We start from the raw sequence: 14,872 nt of genomic DNA, 5'->3' as shown, positions 1-14,872 counted from the left end.
GTAAAAATTTGTCAATTTTCAAGGACGATTTAAATCTCATCTCGATCAATCACCTTGAATTTCGAACATCGATTAAAGAAACCTTAATAAAGTTCCTAAAAACTTTCAAGTTTTTAATCCTGGGTCGAACTACGAATATCGAACCACGAACATCGAAAAGGGGGTATAAACAATGGCTGAAGAACAATTAGTAACCTTTAGCTTAGGATCTGAAGAATTTGGAGTGGATATTATGCGTGTCCAAGAGATTATCCGCATTCCACCTATCACACGGGTACCAAAAGCACCGAGTTATGTAGAAGGTGTCATTAATTTGCGCGGAAATGTGATTCCGGTGGTCAGTTTACGCAACCGCTTTGGGATGACTCGCGTGGAAGAAACCGACCTGAGCCGGATTATCGTTTTGCAAGTTCAAAGTAAAGTTTTTGGGATTCGAGTTGATGCAGTAACGGAAGTCTTGCGCATAGACAGTGTAGACATTGAACCGCCGCCGCAGGTTGCTTTAAGTATGGACTCCCAGTTTATTCGTGGGGTTGGGAAAATTGGTGAGCGCCTGCTTATTCTTTTGGATCTAGATAACATCATAGGTGGAGAGACAGGCCATGAGCTCAGCACTTAAACCACCTATCGGGGTTTTGATCGTTGATGACTCTCCCTTTATGCGCTTAACTCTCCAAAAAATTCTCAATCAAGACCCGGGTATTAAAGTTTTAGACGTTGCGCGAGATGGACGAGATGGAATTCTGAAACTCCAATCTCTTCGTCCTCAAGTTGTGACGATGGATGTTGAGATGCCGGTCATGGATGGACTTCAGGCGTTAGATGAGATTATGCGCTGGCAGCCAACACCCGTCATTATTTTGAGCGCGGTGACGACGGAAGGAGCGCAGGCCACTTTGAAGGCCCTTGATCTAGGGGCATTTGATGTTGTGGCTAAACCGTCAGGTAGTCCGGGAGCTGACCTAAAGGCACTTTCGCGTGATCTGGTGGAAAAAGTAAAAGCAGCAGCCAATGTAAATCCTGCACGTCTTGGGCGCAAGGGGTTAAGCTCATCCTCAATAGGAGCACCCGTAACCACGGCGGCTGTTACTCAAACAACTGGGACAAAGATAATGGCTTCGGTTTCAACGGCGGGTACCTCTTTAGGACCTGGCCCGCGCCTTTCTGGCACGGGAAAGATGAGCTTGTTACCTAAACATGCGGTTGAAATTGTCGCCATTGGTACGTCTACAGGAGGGCCTTCTGCTTTACAAGCTGTCCTGCCAGCCTTGCCTGCTAATTTTCCCGTTCCGGTGCTTGTCGCTCAACACATGCCCGCGGGCTTTACCGGACCGCTGGCTCAACGTCTGAATGGACTCAGTCCGTTAAATGTTAGGGAAGGGATACACGGTGAAGTTCTCAAAGCGGGAACGGTTTATGTAGCCCCTGCCGGCAAACAACTGCAGGTTCAACGCAAGTCCGGGCAGCTGATTCTGCATATTGGAGTTGAAGCCCCCATACCTACGCTGTATCATCCTTCAGTGGATGTCATGTTTCTTTCTTTAGCAAAGGAAGTTGGCAAAGGAACCCTGGGGGTGGTCATGACCGGAATGGGAAATGACGGTACGAAAGGCATGAAAGAAGTCAAGGCTTTAGAGGGATTTGCGATTGCTGAGTCGGAGGAGACTTGTGTGGTTTACGGGATGCCCAAAACCTTGGTGGATGCTGGCCTAGCAGACAGAATTATACCGCTCGGGGAGATTGGACGAACGATCGTGGAATGTGTTATGAGGAGGGGATAAATCATGAGTCTTTTCGGCGCAATAAACATCAGTGCTTCCGGTTTAACCGCTCAGCGTTTGCGGATGGATCTCGTAGCCAACAATATCGCTAATATTAATACCACCCGTACAGGAGAACAGACCCCTGCGGGAAACCCCATTCCCTATAGTCGACAAGTTGCCACATTTGTCCCGCGTCCCCCGGAAACACCGTTTGCTAGTGTCCTCGGGAAAACCCTGGAGGGCCAAAATGTGGGGAATGGAGTCCAAGTGGCAAGAATTGATCAAATTTCGGATGCCCAAGACCCTTTTCGCTTAGAATATGATCCCAATTCTTCGGATGCAGTTAAAGTGGCTGAGCCGGGTTTACCCGTAGGCTATGTCCGTCAACCGAACGTAAATATTGTAACGGAAATGGTGGATATGATTTCGGCTTCTCGGGCGTATGAAGCGAATGTGACGGCTCTCAACGCTAGCAAGTCAATGGCATCTAAAGCTTTAGAGATTGGAAAGGGGTAATGCTTAAATGAGTATCCAGCCAATAGTACCCATTATGCCCCTAGGGGCAACGAACCCGATCACCTCTGCAAGCCTTGAAAGTAAGCCCGACATCAGTTCTGGAGATGGAGCTCAAAAGGCTGGGACGGATTTTGCCAAGTTTTTAAACGATGCCTTAAGCCAAGTTAATGCTTTACAAAAGAATGCAGATACCGCTAGCATGCAACTCGCAACCGGTAAGGTTCAAGATATGTCTGAGGTGATGGTGGCTTTAGAAAAAGCAAGTTTGTCTCTGTCCTTGACGGTATCTGTGCGCGATAAAGCGTTAGATGCGTATAACCAAGTAATGCGTATGCAAATGTAAGGAGTCAAGGTGTTATTTTATAAATACGTTTCGAGTTGCATTTTTTGGTGGGTCAATTATAAAAAAAATAAAAGTTTTAAAGAGAGGAGGAGCGAAAAATGGATTTTTCTTGGGCCGGAATACAACAGTCGGTAAAAACATTCTGGAACAAGCTTTCTAGCCCACAGAAAATAATTACGGTAATTGCTCCTCTTTTGGTGGCTGGTGCATTAGTTTACTTGATCACTTGGGCGGGAACTCCACAATATGTCCCGATTTTCACGAAACTCAGTGACACGGATGCGGCAGCAATAACGACTAAACTGAAAGATTTGAAAGTAGATTATAAGCTGCAAGATAATGGTTCGACCATTACAGTGCCTCAACAGTCGTCAGCTGATATTCGTTTACAGCTGGCCAGTGCAGGGCTGCCTGAACAAAGCAAATTCAGTTTTGATAGCTTAAATACCATGCACCTTGGAGAGACGGACGCTGATCGAAAATTGCGTTATGTTCTCGGACTGCAGAATGAATTAGAGAATACGTTAAAGACATTGAATGGGGTACAAGATGCGCGCGTACATATCGTGATACCTGAACCGTCACTATTTATCGATAGTGAAAAATCGGCAACAGCCGCGGTGACGGTAAAACTTGCTCCGGGCACAAAACTCGGTGATGATCAGATACGTGCCATTGCCAATCTTATGGCAGGATCGGTAGAAGGACTGCAACCGGAGAATGTGACGATTGTGGATACGAGCGGAAATGTCTTATCGGACGTTTTAGGGAAAAGCAGTGATCCTCAACGTCTCACAGGAACCCAATATCAACTTCAGCAAACAGTTGAGGAGGACATTCAAAAATCAGTCCAGACTATGTTAGATCGAGTGTTGGGTGTGGGCAAAACTGTCGTTCGAATCAATGTGGCGTTGGACTTCGATCAAATTAAACGAACAAAGCAGACGAATGGACCCGGAGCTGTGGTGAGTGAGCAGAGTTCCACAGAAAATACTACCAATGGTACGGGTACAGCTGCAGGAGGCACTCCAGGAGTGACAGCAAATGGGGCCCCGACGTATGCAACGGGAGCCTCGGGGGTCAATGCGACATCCACCAAGTCGGATGTTACCAAAAACTATCAGGTGGATACTACTCAAGAGGAGCAAGTGGTTAGCCCCGGTGCTGTAAAACATCTTTCTGTGTCGGTGATGGCAGATGCTGACACTGTTACTCAGGCCCAGCTCGATCAAATTAAAACGATTGTGGGTTCTGCAGCGGGGGTTGACCAAACCCGGGGAGATCAGATTCAAGTGGCCGCTATCCCCTTTAATAAAACAGATTTGCAGCAGGAAAAGCTGGCGATGGAGAATGCTCAGAAACGGCAGCAGCTCATCTATTATATTGAGATGGGAACAGCTGCAGCGGTTGGCCTAGTGTTTTTCCTAGTGATGCTCCGAAACCGTTCGAAGAAAGCGCGCGCTGAAAAAATGCTGGGACTAAACGGCCCTGAGCTCGTGACCCTTGCCGACGCAGAACTTCTCATGGCCCAACAGTCTGCTGAGGAAGAGGCAAAGTTAAGAATGGCCCAGAAAAATTTGAAGACAGTCGAGGAAACTCAGAAGCAAAAAACCAAAGAGGCTGTCGAACTATATTCGCGAAATAACCCGGATGAAGTTGCTCGGCTTATGAAAACCTGGCTATCGGAGGAGAGTTAAATGGCGCTGGCTTTATCGGGAATCCAAAAGGCTGCGATTCTCATGATCGCCTTAGGTGCAGAGAATTCCGCTCAGGTGGTAAAGCACCTTGCTGAGGGAGAAATAGAACAGTTAACCCTAGAAATGTCTAATGTTGGTAAGATTTCACCGGAACAGCGGGACTATGTCGTGGAAGAATTCCATCAGATGTGCATGGCCAATGATTATATCTCTCAGGGAGGCATGGAATACGCGCGGGAAGTGCTGGAACGGGCACTTGGAGAAACGCGGGCGTTTGAGATCATTAGTCGTCTATCCTCCTCTTTGAAGATGCGACCATTTGATCTGGTACGCAGGACAGACCCCAAACAGCTTTTTTCATTCATCCAAGGTGAACATCCTCAAACAATTGCCCTGATTATGACCCACCTTCCCGCGGATAAAGCGGCAACCTTACTTGCTAGCATCACGCCAGAACGACAGGCTGATGTGGCGAAACGCATCGCGACGATGGGTCGAACAAGTCCGGAAGTGCTTAAGGAGATTGAAAAGGTCTTAGAGCGCAAGATCTCTAGTTTGGCTCCTACCGATTATACGACATCGGGTGGGATACAAAGCATCGTGGATGTCCTCAACCGCGCAGATCCTGGAACAGTAAAAGTGGTCATGGATACTTTGGAGATGGAGGATCCTGAGTTAGCAGAACAGATTAAGCGGCAGATGTTTGTCTTCGAAGACATCGTTATGCTGGATGACCGTGGCATTCAGTTGGTCTTACGTGAAGTGGAAACCAAGGACCTGGGTCTGGCCTTGAAGGGATCCAACCCTGAAGTGGCGCAAAAGATCCTGGCCAATATGTCCTCGCGGGCAGGTCAGATGCTCAAAGACGATATGGAATTCATGGGTCCAGTACGGTTGCGTGATGTCGAAGAAGCTCAGCAACGCATTGTGAAGGTGATTCGTAAGCTCGAAGAAAGTGGCGCAATTGTCATTTCTAGAGGAGGTAGCGATGAGATCATTTACTAAAGGACGCGTTGTCAAAAACTATGATGTGGAGGTGTCTACCCCACGAATAGTGGAGTGGACTGAAGGGTTTCAGCAGCTGGACGCGTTTTTAACGGTGCTAACCGAAGAAGTTGAGGAGCAAAATCCGGTCCACCCCGAATGGCTGGATACTTCTGTGTACGAAGAAGAGGCGCTGAAGAAGGTAGCCGTGATTTTAGCAGAGGCTGAAGCGGGTGCCCAGGCAGTTCTTGCTCAGGCAGAAAGTCGTGCTCAGGAAGTGCATGCTCAGGCACAAGCTGACCTGGAACGTTTGCGCCAGGAAGTTGTGGAGACTGCACAGGCGGAAGGATATCAAGCAGGTTTTGCGGCAGGAGAAGCAGAGGGAAAACGCTTGTCTGAAAATGTAAACAAACTCTTCCGGTTGGCTCAGCAAGCAGTCCAAGAAGAATACGCCAAGGTCGATGAGGATTTACTCCAGCTGGCGCTGAAAATCGCTGAACGCTTAGTACGCTCCAGCATAACTGTTCAACCCCAGCGCTTGGTAGAAATCATTCGGGCCCTTACTTTGCTGCCCCAGGAACGTATAGGGTGGAGACTTCATGTGGCTACGGAAGATGCTGTTTGGCTTGAAAAATTGCCCGAGGGCAGTTTACCCCCTTGCCCGTGGGTTATGGACAAGTCTCTAAATCAGGGAGATTGTTTCCTGGAATGTCAGGAAGGAGTTTTTGACGCGCGGCTCGCAGCTCAATTAGATAAATTGGAACATATCTTACGAGAGGAGCTCGAACATGGCAGCTTGGAATCGATTAATTCCGACAGTGGAACAAACTGATTCGATCTCGGCTCAGGGACGAGTCTCTAAGATCGTGGGTTTGATGGTCGAAGCAGCTGGTCCAAGGGCTAGCGTTGGGGAATATTGCCATATCGTCACACGAGGCGGAATTGCGTTGCCGGCTGAAGTGGTCGGCTTTCGGGATTCAACAACCCTGCTCATGCCGCTGGGAGAACTCGAAGGAATTGCTCCAGGAGATCGTGTGCTACCCCAACAAGAAAAGTTAACGGTGCCGGTAGGGCCAGGGTTACTCGGTCGGATCCTTGACGGACTTGGAAATCCTCTGGATGGGCGCCCCTTGCTGACCGAAACGGTGTACCCTCTGCAAAACAAACCACCTAATGCCTTATTGCGTCCTCGAATTCAGGATGTACTCAGTGTTGGGGTACGAACGATTGACGGAATACTAACCATTGGCAGGGGTCAGCGGATGGGGATTTTTGCGGGTTCTGGGGTAGGGAAGAGTACTTTACTCGGGATGATGGCCAGAAATACAGTTGCCGAAATTAATGTCATTGCTTTGGTTGGGGAACGTGGCCGAGAACTGCGGGATTTCATTGAGAAAGATTTAGGACCTGAGGGGTTAGCCCGTTCGGTGATCATCGTGGCGACATCAGATCAACCAGCACTTGTGCGTTTGAAAGCCGCATTTACTGCGACCGCCATTGCTGAGTATTTCCGAGATCAGGGTAAAAATGTACTGCTCATGATGGATTCGGTGACCCGCTTTGCTATGGCTCAGCGGGAAGTGGGGCTCACGGTTGGTGAACCTCCGGCTACTCGGGGATATCCTCCTTCCGTTTTCGCTCTTCTGCCGAAACTATTGGAACGTTCAGGCATGGCAGAAACCGGAAGTATTACCGGGATCTACACGGTGTTAGTCGATGGAGATGATCACAATGAACCCATAGCGGATTCAGTTCGAGGGATTCTGGATGGGCACATTGTCTTAACCCGGGAACTAGCCATGCAGAATACTTTTCCAGCTATCGATATATTGCAATCCGTTAGTCGGGTTATGAATGATGTCATTAGTCCGGAGCACAAGGCCTTATCCAGTCAAGTGCGAGGCCATTTGGCGGTTTACCGTGAGGCGAAGGATTTGATTGATATCGGGGCATATACGTCGGGAAGTAATCCTAAGATTGATGCTGCCATTGCGCATATGGACCGTATTCAGACGTTTACACGGCAAGGGGTGGACGAACACGCTGGTTTTGAAGAGATGCTAAAGCAGATGCGGGAGATTATTAGGCCAGCATAAGGAGTGAAACGATGGCCCGATTTCGGTTTCGCTTGGAAGCAAGCCTCCAAATAGCTGAACAGGCTTTAGAAATGACTCAGAGGGAGTATGCCCAAGTGGTGCAGCGTTTGGAGCTCTGTGTCCAAGCCTGCAGGATTCAACAAGCACGTTTTAATGAGGCGGAAGAGGGGCAACGGGACGCAGGACGACATCGGCCTGAAGATTTAGGAATGTGGCAAATCTTTGTGTTAGAGCAAAAGCGGAGGCTGCGGCAATGTGAATCAGACCGGATAGAGCAAGAACGGGTTGTAGAGAATGTGCGCCACCGATTATTGGAAGCGCATCGTCAGGTCGAGAAATTCCGACGTCTTAAGGAGAAACAAGTTAAGGCCTTCTTGGCGGCAGAGTTGCAGAAGGAACAGAAGCTGTTGGATGAAACTGGCCAGGTTCTTCACTGGCGTCAGCAAAATAAATCACTCTAGGATAAAGGAGGGCGAATTTATGATTTATGTCACTCGCTTAAATGGCAAATCTTTTGCTTTAAACCCTGACCTGATTGAAATGATGGAGGAAACCCCGGATACGGTCATAACCTTAACCGGAGGAAATAAATTCGTGGTCTCCGAGCCCGTTGAAGTTCTTATTGAGCGGGTTGCTGAATTTCATCGGCGCTGTCGCCAGATTAGTAAAGTAGAGGAGTGTGCAAATTCATGAACCGAAAGTCTCTCATCTTTATGATCCTCGTCCTGCTCATGGGCTTGGTTCTTGGTGTAGGAGGGACAGTTGGCGCTCAAAAGTTTATCTTCAAAACTTACGGACAAAGTACATTGAGTGGAAGCCAACCGAAGGAAGTGGGAGTACTTTTGCCCATCGGCGATTTTACAGTAAATTTGCAAGGGGGAGCTTATCTAAAGACGACCATTACCGTTGAAGTAACAGATACGAAATCAGAGCAACGTTTAAAGGAAGAGGATGCGTTTTTGAAAGACCGGGTCAATACGGTCTTATCAAACAAATCCCTTGCTGATGTGCAAAGTTTGGATGGGCGGGAAAAATTGCGAGAAGAGTTAATTAAGCAACTTAACGAAGTCGGGGATAACAAAATAACGGATGTCTTATTTTTGTCCTTAGTTTATCAGTAATCGGATATAATCGTCTCGGTTCGTGGTTCGAAAAACAAATATCGAAGTTGTGGTTCTTGGATTCGAACATCGAAACACGAACATCGAATATCGATATGAGAGGGGGGATTCTATGGGGGACGTCTTGTCGCAAGCAGAAATCGATGCTCTGCTGTGTGCACTGTCCGACGGGCAAGTTGATGCGGAGGAAATGAAAACAACCAAGACCCAAAAGCGGATTCGAGTGTATGATTTTAAGCGTCCGAATAAGTTTTCCAAGGATCAGATTCACTCCCTCCAAAACATTTACGAGAATTTTTGTCGTGGATTGACTACTTACTTTTCCGGACACTTGCATTCTGTCATTGAAAGCAAAGTGCTTTCAATTGAACAGATTACGTATGATGAGTTTATTCGTTCTCTACCCAACCCCACTGTCTTAGGTCTTTTCTCTTTGAATCCGTTGGAGGGGACAGTTCTGATGGAAATGAGCCCCACGCTGGCTTTCACCGTAGTAGATCGTCTTTTAGGAGGGCAAGGGCAAGGTGCGGAAAAGAACCGGGATTTAACGGAAATTGAAAGAACCATTGTCGAACACCGTCTGACCCAAATCATTGATCTAACAGAAGAGGCATGGGCAGAGGTCTACCAGCTTAAACCACAGTTTATGGCCATGGAGATCAATCCTCAGTTTACCCAAATTGTAGCTCCAAACGAAATGATTTTGCTCGTAACTCTTGAAGTAAGGATCGGTGAAGCAGTTGGGATGATTAACATATGCATGCCCTATCTCGTCCTTGAGCCCATTTTAGATAAGCTTAGTACGTTCTTCCTCTTTTCCACTCAAGCAAAGATCACCTCTCCGGAGCAGGTAGAAGCGATACGGCGAAAAATCGAATGGGCGAAAGTAGATATGGTTGCGTTTTTGGGACACTCGCAAATCCTCGTTCGAGATCTCCTTGACCTGGCTAAGGGAGATGTGATCCCGCTCAATCAATCTGTCAATGATCCACTCCCGATTTATGTAGGGGAATTCATGAAATTTAAGTCCGTCCCAGGACTTCATGGAGAGCATCTCGCCGTTCAGCTTACGGAAATAGTAAAGGATGGAGGGGAACAAGATGGGTAACGGTATGCTCTCCCAGGAAGAGATTGACGCCTTGCTTCGGGGTACGCTTGAACCTGATCCAGATCAGGTTCAAGAACCGGATTCAGCGGTGTTTTCGGAACCGGTTCAAGAGACGCCATTAATAGAAGACTTTTTAGATGCGATAGAAAAAGATGCCCTTGGAGAAATTGCTAATATTTCAATGGGCACTGCTGCAACAACGTTATCCCAGCTCCTGGGCAAAAAGGTAGACATTACCACGCCAAAGGTTGATCTGACGTCCTCAGATCAGATTCGCAAGGATTATCCTATCCCTTCCGTGATTTGTGATGTCAAATATAAGGCTGGCATAGAGGGTTCGAATCTTTTGATTCTTTCCCAACGAGACGGTTCAGTAATTGTTGATTTGATGATGGGGGGCGATGGTAAAAATCCATCCTCAGAACTCTCAGAGCTTCAAATTAGCGGAATTTCTGAGGCCATGAATCAGATGATGGGGTCAGCGGCCACCTCTATGTCGACCATGTTTAATGCCATGGTAGATATTACTCCACCTAATTTAGTGCTCAATGACTTGTCGCTGGAGGATGATGTCATTCGGGGTTTCCTGTCTGCCAATGAGCCGCTCGTGCGGATTTCCTTTCGGATGGTTGTAGAAGAAGTCATTGACAGCATTCTTATTCAAGTAATCCCGCTCAGTGTGGCTAAAGGGATGGTCAACAAGTTAATGAGTGTGATGTCGGGTGACTCGTCGGCCGCTCCAGCGGCTCAGGTTGCGCAACCTGCTGTACCTTCCCAACCTGCGCAGGTAACTTATCAAACTCCACCGCAATCTACGCCACCCGTTTATGAAACACCGCCTTATGCGGCGGCATCGGACGGCTACCCTCCTTATGGGATGCCACAGGTCAATACTCAAGGCGGCTATTATCCACCGCCATCAAATTATTCTCCTGGGCCTACGACACCCGTTCAACCGGCCCAGTTTGCACCTCTTCAACCAGGACACCCGCCAGTACAGCCGGACAACCTGAGTTTGATTTTAGATGTTCCGTTACAAATCAGCGTAGAATTGGGAAAAGCCAAAAAAACAATTAAAGAAATCCTAGAAATGGGTCCAGGTTCAGTCATTGAACTCGATCGCCTGGCCGGTGAATCTGTCGATATGATTGTCAATGGCAAGTTGATCGCTAAATGTGAAGTTGTTGTCATAAATGAGACATTTGGAATTCGCATTACCGATATCGTGCATCCAATGGAACGGATGAATTCTCTTAAATAAAGGAGGCCAACTGAGTTGAGTGATACAGTAATGATTGTTGATGATGCCGCGTTTATGCGTATGATGCTGAAAGACATTTTGACCAAGAATGGGTTTACCGTCGTTGGTGAAGCTGAGAATGGGGCTGTGGCTGTAGAGAAGTATATCGAATTGCAACCGAACTTGACGATTATGGACATTACCATGCCGGAAATGGATGGTCTGCAAGCAGTAAAAGAAATCCGCAAACGGGATCCCAAAGCACGTGTTATCATGTGCAGTGCCATGGGCCAACAATCGATGGTTATTGAAGCGATTCAATCCGGAGCCAAAGACTTCGTCGTTAAGCCCTTTCAAGCGGAACGTGTGGTTGAGGCTGTTACGAAGGCTTTGAAGTAGTATGTTCAACGAAGACCAAAAGCTTCCTTCAATTAGTGCGGCTCCAGCCGCTGCGCAGTCAAATTTCTCATTGTGGGGGCTACTGGGAACATTGCTGATTTTCTTCCTTATTTTACTCGTGTCCCTTTGGGTTATCCGTCGCCTTAATCGGGCGAGTGGTCGGAATATGAACGCGCCGTGGGTAAGGGTTCTCGACCGACAGATGTTAGGTGGCACGCAGAGCCTCTACCTCGTTGAGATTGCAGGACAACTACAAGTTCTCGGGGGATCGGATCATAACTTGGTGAAAATCAGTGAGATCAATGATCCGGCCGTTGCAGCTGAAATTCTGCAAGAGATTGCGATGCGTCCGACAGAAAGAGTGGAAGGATGGGCCCATAGCTTACAAAAACTTGTGGTCAGACCTTCCCGAAAGAAGGAGTCTTTTTCTACGGAATTGGAACGTTTGCTTAATGAGGTGGAAAAATAATGTCTTTTCCAAGCCGTTTAACGAAACTCTTCACAATCGGGATACCCTTTGCTATGGCGCTTGGGTTGGGGATGCTGGCAAATCCCAATACGGTCTGGGCGGCAGGCCTGAATTTGGATCTGGGAAACTCGGCGGCTCAACAAACTAGTACGTCTATACAGCTGTTGCTGCTTATGACGGTGTTGTCTTTGGCTCCGGCTATTCTCATGCTGATGACCTCCTTTACCCGGATTATCATCGTGCTGTCCTTTGTGCGTAATGCACTGGGAACTCAGCAACTTCCTCCGAATCAGGTAATGGCGGGATTAGCACTGATTTTAACTTTTTTTGTGATGGCTCCGACGTGGAACCAGATTAATACGAATGCAGTTCAGCCTTATATGAAGAATCAGATCACCCAGACGGAGGCTTTGACCAAAGCAGAAGAGCCTTTAAGAAATTTTATGTTTAGACAGACACGGGAAAAGGATTTGGAGCTTTTTGTGGGCTTATCTAAAATGGAGCGCCCTAAAACCTATCGGGAAGTTCCGACGTATGTACTCATTCCGGCCTTTGTTATAAGTGAGTTGAAAACGGCATTTCAAATGGGATTTGCGATATTTATTCCGTTTATCGTCATCGACATGATTGTCTCCAGTACACTGATGTCAATCGGAATGATGATGCTTCCCCCTATGATGATTTCATTGCCCTTTAAATTGCTATTATTTGTGTTAGTTGACGGGTGGCATCTAGTGGTTCAGTCGCTGGTGACCAGTTTTCATTAGAAGAGTGGACTAGTACAGAAAGGGGACTGTCGGCGGTGAGTCAAAATCAAGTACTGTATATGGCTAAGGAAGCTGTAGGCACCGTGCTTCTTGTGGGAGGGCCTATCCTTGGGATGAGTTTGTTGGTCGGTCTTCTGGTTAGCATTTTTCAGGCAATGACGCAAATCCAAGAGCAGACGCTTTCCTTTATTCCTAAAGTAGTCGCAGTGGTTGCCATTCTTCTAATGCTGGGTCCGTGGATGCTATCGGTACTGACGGCGTATACAACAAATTTGTTAACCCAATTGGTGACGTTTGGAAGCCAGTAAGCGAGGCGCGATGTGCGATGCACGAGGCGCGAGGCTTGAATTCGATTCTGCGAATCGAAGAACGGAATTGAACTCAAAATTTTAAATGATTGTGCGAACTCTGTTCGCTTCGATTCGAACATCGAACTTCGATCCACGAACATCGAAACGGGGGTATAGAGATGTGAGCCTGACCGAACTGCTCCAATGGAACCTTTCTTTATTTCTCCTGATCTTATCCCGCTGGACCGGTATGATTATGTTAGCTCCAGTATTTGGCGCTCGAGGCGTTCCGGGAGTCGTCAAGCTAGGTTTGGCTGCAAGCTTGTCAGTGATTGTCTATCCCTTGATTTCTGCGGCGAAACCGTCAATTCCTCTTGAACTGTTACCCTATGTAGCGGTGGTAATTAAGGAGGTTTTGGTGGGACTAGTCATTGGATTTCTAATATATACTATGACTGCCGTTTTAGTTGGGGCGGGGCAACTAATTGATTTTCAAATGGGTTTTACTATGGGGGCCGCGATTGACCCGGTTTATGGTGTACAAACTCCGATGATGGGTAATTTTCAGATGGTTTTAGCCACAATGCTTTTACTGGCTACCAATTCTCATCACTATCTTATTGCTGCAATGGTCAAGAGTTATGCCTATATTCCCCTTAACCCATCCACCTTACCCAGTAATTTTGCCTTTTACGCCCAACTCGTTGCCCATGTGTTTGCTTTAGCGATTCAAATGGCCTTACCTGTTTTTGGGGCCCTTCTGGTTTCGGATGTCGGTGTGGGACTTTTATCTAGAACAGTACCCCAACTCAATATTTTTTCGGTAGTTTTTCCGGTCAAGATTATTTTTGGATTTATCATTCTGTTCCTCTCGCTTCCCTTTTTCGGGGAAGCCGTATCGCACCTTTTTAATCTGAACATGTCTTGGCTCCTAGAACTTTATCAGGGGTGGAAGCAGTGAGCGAGAAAAAACATGCAGCCACGCCCAGGCGCAAACAAGACGCGCGTAAAAAGGGCCAGGTCTTTAAAAGTCAGGAAGCAATTTCAGCACTAATGCTCTTAAGCTTAGTGGCCGTTCTCAAATACTGGATTCCGAATATGTTGCAGCGCATGGAGCAACTTTTTCCGTACGTTTTAGGCCTCTCCACAGAGTGGACCGAACATTCGGTATCAAGTATGATGCCCAACATTCTTTGGCAAGGAATCCAAATCATGTGGCCTATTTTAGGCACAGGATTAGTGATTGCCTTAGCTGCGAATTATATCCAAGTCGGAATCCTCTTTACTGGAGAGTCTATGAAACCTCAACTTTCCCGGATTAGTCTGATCAGCGGCGCGAAACGGATGTTTGGCGTTAAGGCTTGGGTCGAATTGGCCAAATCCCTGACCAAAGTGATCCTCATTGGTTATTACCTTTATGCCAGTATAAGAGACCGGATTGAACTCTATCCCGCTTTACAGCAACTAGACCTTGGGCAAGGGGCTATTTTCCTAGGTCAAGCCCTGATGGAACTTGCCTGGAAGATCTCGATTTCTTTTTTAGGTATAGCCGCTTTAGATTATCTCTATCAGCGGTGGGAGTATGAAAAGAACTTGCGGATGTCGCACGAAGAATTAAAACAGGAATATAAACAAACAGAAGGAAATCCCGAACTTAAAAGTGAGATTAAGAAGAGACAACGGGCCATGGCCATGAGTCGGATGATGCAAGATATGAAAAAAGCAGATGTTGTCATCACTAACCCAACCCACTTTGCTGTTGCCCTGCGCTATGACCAAAATGTTCATAAAGCACCCTACGTGGTCGCTAAAGGACAAGACCAAGTCGCCCTGCGCATGCGCGAACTGGCAAAAGAATATGACCTTGTGATTATGGAAAATAAGCCGCTGGCACGAGCCCTCTATGCTCAAGTAGACATAGGGCAAGGAATTCCAGCGGATCTTTATAAAGCAGTAGCCGAAGTCCTGGCATTTGTCTATCGGCTGAAAAAGAAAAGGAAAAGAGCATAAAATATCCCCAGTTGCACGCGATGCATGCTTGTGTCAAGAGCCTAATAAATCGACTTTGCGTCAACAACG

19 protein-coding genes are annotated in these 14,872 nt (G+C 47.2%); all 19 read left to right on the top strand.

All coding sequences use genetic code 11. The features are described 5' to 3' along the window. Window positions 1–172: 172 nt before the first annotated feature. The 19 genes from DSBG_RS03170 (at window position 173) to flhB (ending at window position 14,803) form a co-directional block, all read left to right on the top strand. Window positions 173–619, top strand: coding sequence for a chemotaxis protein CheW (locus DSBG_RS03170; protein WP_068962777.1), 447 nt, complete (start codon window positions 173–175; stop codon window positions 617–619). Further along, window positions 603–1,781, top strand: coding sequence for a protein-glutamate methylesterase/protein-glutamine glutaminase (locus DSBG_RS03165; protein ID WP_068962776.1), 1,179 nt, complete (start codon window positions 603–605; stop codon window positions 1,779–1,781). The genes DSBG_RS03170 and DSBG_RS03165 overlap by 17 nt, the downstream gene beginning before the upstream one ends. 3 nt (window positions 1,782–1,784) lie before the next feature. Further along, window positions 1,785–2,279, top strand: coding sequence for a flagellar basal body rod protein FlgC (flgC, locus tag DSBG_RS03160; RefSeq protein WP_068962775.1), 495 nt, complete (start codon window positions 1,785–1,787; stop codon window positions 2,277–2,279). Window positions 2,280–2,286: 7 nt separating this feature from the next. Next, window positions 2,287–2,622, top strand: a complete 336-nt coding sequence (fliE, locus tag DSBG_RS03155) for a flagellar hook-basal body complex protein FliE (RefSeq protein WP_068962774.1) — start codon at window positions 2,287–2,289, stop codon at window positions 2,620–2,622. 98 nt (window positions 2,623–2,720) lie between these two features. After that, the gene (gene fliF, locus DSBG_RS03150; protein WP_068962773.1) at window positions 2,721–4,319 is read left to right on the top strand and encodes a flagellar basal-body MS-ring/collar protein FliF; all 1,599 of its coding nucleotides are present in this window, start codon (window positions 2,721–2,723) and stop codon (window positions 4,317–4,319) included. Beyond that, the gene (gene fliG / locus DSBG_RS03145; protein WP_068962772.1) at window positions 4,320–5,324 is read left to right on the top strand and encodes a flagellar motor switch protein FliG; all 1,005 of its coding nucleotides are present in this window, start codon (window positions 4,320–4,322) and stop codon (window positions 5,322–5,324) included. Further along, window positions 5,308–6,135 (top strand): FliH/SctL family protein, encoded by an 828-nt coding sequence (locus DSBG_RS03140; protein WP_068962771.1) that lies wholly within the window; start codon window positions 5,308–5,310, stop codon window positions 6,133–6,135. The genes fliG and DSBG_RS03140 overlap by 17 nt, the downstream gene beginning before the upstream one ends. Next, a complete protein-coding gene (gene fliI / locus DSBG_RS03135; RefSeq protein ID WP_068962770.1) occupies window positions 6,092–7,399 on the top strand; it encodes a flagellar protein export ATPase FliI in 1,308 nt (435 codons plus the stop codon). Before DSBG_RS03140 ends, fliI begins: the two co-directional genes overlap by 44 nt. Window positions 7,400–7,410: 11 nt before the next feature. Beyond that, entirely contained in the window at window positions 7,411–7,860 is a 450-nt protein-coding gene (locus DSBG_RS03130; protein WP_068962769.1) for a flagellar FliJ family protein, read from the top strand. A 19-nt stretch (window positions 7,861–7,879) separates the two neighbouring features. Next, window positions 7,880–8,092, top strand: coding sequence for a flagellar FlbD family protein (locus DSBG_RS03125; RefSeq protein WP_009623985.1), 213 nt, complete (start codon window positions 7,880–7,882; stop codon window positions 8,090–8,092). Beyond that, window positions 8,089–8,520, top strand: coding sequence for a flagellar basal body-associated FliL family protein (locus DSBG_RS03120; protein WP_068962768.1), 432 nt, complete (start codon window positions 8,089–8,091; stop codon window positions 8,518–8,520). Before DSBG_RS03125 ends, DSBG_RS03120 begins: the two co-directional genes overlap by 4 nt. Before the next feature lie 112 nt (window positions 8,521–8,632). After that, window positions 8,633–9,628: a flagellar motor switch protein FliM gene (fliM, locus tag DSBG_RS03115; RefSeq protein ID WP_068962767.1), complete on the top strand. Its 996-nt coding sequence runs from the start codon at window positions 8,633–8,635 to the stop codon at window positions 9,626–9,628. Beyond that, entirely contained in the window at window positions 9,621–10,889 is a 1,269-nt protein-coding gene (gene fliY, locus DSBG_RS03110) for a flagellar motor switch phosphatase FliY (RefSeq protein WP_068962766.1), read from the top strand. The genes fliM and fliY overlap by 8 nt, the downstream gene beginning before the upstream one ends. A gap of 30 nt (window positions 10,890–10,919) precedes the next feature. After that, window positions 10,920–11,267, top strand: coding sequence for a response regulator (locus DSBG_RS03105; protein ID WP_491005700.1), 348 nt, complete (start codon window positions 10,920–10,922; stop codon window positions 11,265–11,267). 1 nt (window position 11,268) lies between these two features. Further along, window positions 11,269–11,736: a flagellar biosynthetic protein FliO gene (fliO, locus tag DSBG_RS03100; protein ID WP_068962764.1), complete on the top strand. Its 468-nt coding sequence runs from the start codon at window positions 11,269–11,271 to the stop codon at window positions 11,734–11,736. A 53-nt stretch (window positions 11,737–11,789) separates the two neighbouring features. Beyond that, window positions 11,790–12,503 carry a flagellar type III secretion system pore protein FliP gene (gene fliP, locus DSBG_RS03095; protein WP_242877394.1) on the top strand — a complete coding sequence of 238 codons (714 nt, stop codon included), beginning with the start codon at window positions 11,790–11,792 and terminating at the stop codon, window positions 12,501–12,503. A 35-nt stretch (window positions 12,504–12,538) separates the two neighbouring features. Then, window positions 12,539–12,811: a flagellar biosynthesis protein FliQ gene (gene fliQ / locus DSBG_RS03090; RefSeq protein WP_068962762.1), complete on the top strand. Its 273-nt coding sequence runs from the start codon at window positions 12,539–12,541 to the stop codon at window positions 12,809–12,811. Window positions 12,812–12,974: 163 nt separating this feature from the next. Next, complete coding sequence (gene fliR, locus DSBG_RS03085) at window positions 12,975–13,754, top strand: flagellar biosynthetic protein FliR (protein ID WP_068962761.1); 780 nt, start codon at window positions 12,975–12,977, stop codon at window positions 13,752–13,754. Then, complete coding sequence (flhB, locus tag DSBG_RS03080) at window positions 13,751–14,803, top strand: flagellar biosynthesis protein FlhB (RefSeq protein ID WP_068962760.1); 1,053 nt, start codon at window positions 13,751–13,753, stop codon at window positions 14,801–14,803. The genes fliR and flhB overlap by 4 nt, the downstream gene beginning before the upstream one ends. The last annotated feature ends 69 nt before the right edge of the window (window positions 14,804–14,872 follow it).

Source organism: Desulfosporosinus cupriresistens, assembly GCF_001707885.1.
GTDB lineage: Bacteria > Bacillota > Desulfitobacteriia > Desulfitobacteriales > Desulfitobacteriaceae > Desulfosporosinus.
The sequence above is the reverse complement of the archived record's forward strand: the minus strand, read 5'-3'. Positions and strand labels throughout refer to the sequence as shown.

What these genes read in the sequence shown, in the direction of transcription:
- DSBG_RS03170 (WP_068962777.1), top strand. Translation starts at nt 173, where the DNA reads ATGGCTGAAGAACAATTAGTAACCTTTAGCTTAGGATCTGAAGAATTT.
- DSBG_RS03165 (WP_068962776.1), top strand. Translation starts at nt 603, where the DNA reads ATGAGCTCAGCACTTAAACCACCTATCGGGGTTTTGATCGTTGATGAC.
- flgC (WP_068962775.1), top strand. Translation starts at nt 1,785, where the DNA reads ATGAGTCTTTTCGGCGCAATAAACATCAGTGCTTCCGGTTTAACCGCT.
- fliE (WP_068962774.1), top strand. Translation starts at nt 2,287, where the DNA reads ATGAGTATCCAGCCAATAGTACCCATTATGCCCCTAGGGGCAACGAAC.
- fliF (WP_068962773.1), top strand. Translation starts at nt 2,721, where the DNA reads ATGGATTTTTCTTGGGCCGGAATACAACAGTCGGTAAAAACATTCTGG.
- fliG (WP_068962772.1), top strand. Translation starts at nt 4,320, where the DNA reads ATGGCGCTGGCTTTATCGGGAATCCAAAAGGCTGCGATTCTCATGATC.
- DSBG_RS03140 (WP_068962771.1), top strand. Translation starts at nt 5,308, where the DNA reads ATGAGATCATTTACTAAAGGACGCGTTGTCAAAAACTATGATGTGGAG.
- fliI (WP_068962770.1), top strand. Translation starts at nt 6,092, where the DNA reads ATGGCAGCTTGGAATCGATTAATTCCGACAGTGGAACAAACTGATTCG.
- DSBG_RS03130 (WP_068962769.1), top strand. Translation starts at nt 7,411, where the DNA reads ATGGCCCGATTTCGGTTTCGCTTGGAAGCAAGCCTCCAAATAGCTGAA.
- DSBG_RS03125 (WP_009623985.1), top strand. Translation starts at nt 7,880, where the DNA reads ATGATTTATGTCACTCGCTTAAATGGCAAATCTTTTGCTTTAAACCCT.
- DSBG_RS03120 (WP_068962768.1), top strand. Translation starts at nt 8,089, where the DNA reads ATGAACCGAAAGTCTCTCATCTTTATGATCCTCGTCCTGCTCATGGGC.
- fliM (WP_068962767.1), top strand. Translation starts at nt 8,633, where the DNA reads ATGGGGGACGTCTTGTCGCAAGCAGAAATCGATGCTCTGCTGTGTGCA.
- fliY (WP_068962766.1), top strand. Translation starts at nt 9,621, where the DNA reads ATGGGTAACGGTATGCTCTCCCAGGAAGAGATTGACGCCTTGCTTCGG.
- DSBG_RS03105 (WP_491005700.1), top strand. Translation starts at nt 10,920, where the DNA reads ATGATTGTTGATGATGCCGCGTTTATGCGTATGATGCTGAAAGACATT.
- fliO (WP_068962764.1), top strand. Translation starts at nt 11,269, where the DNA reads ATGTTCAACGAAGACCAAAAGCTTCCTTCAATTAGTGCGGCTCCAGCC.
- fliP (WP_242877394.1), top strand. Translation starts at nt 11,790, where the DNA reads ATGGCGCTTGGGTTGGGGATGCTGGCAAATCCCAATACGGTCTGGGCG.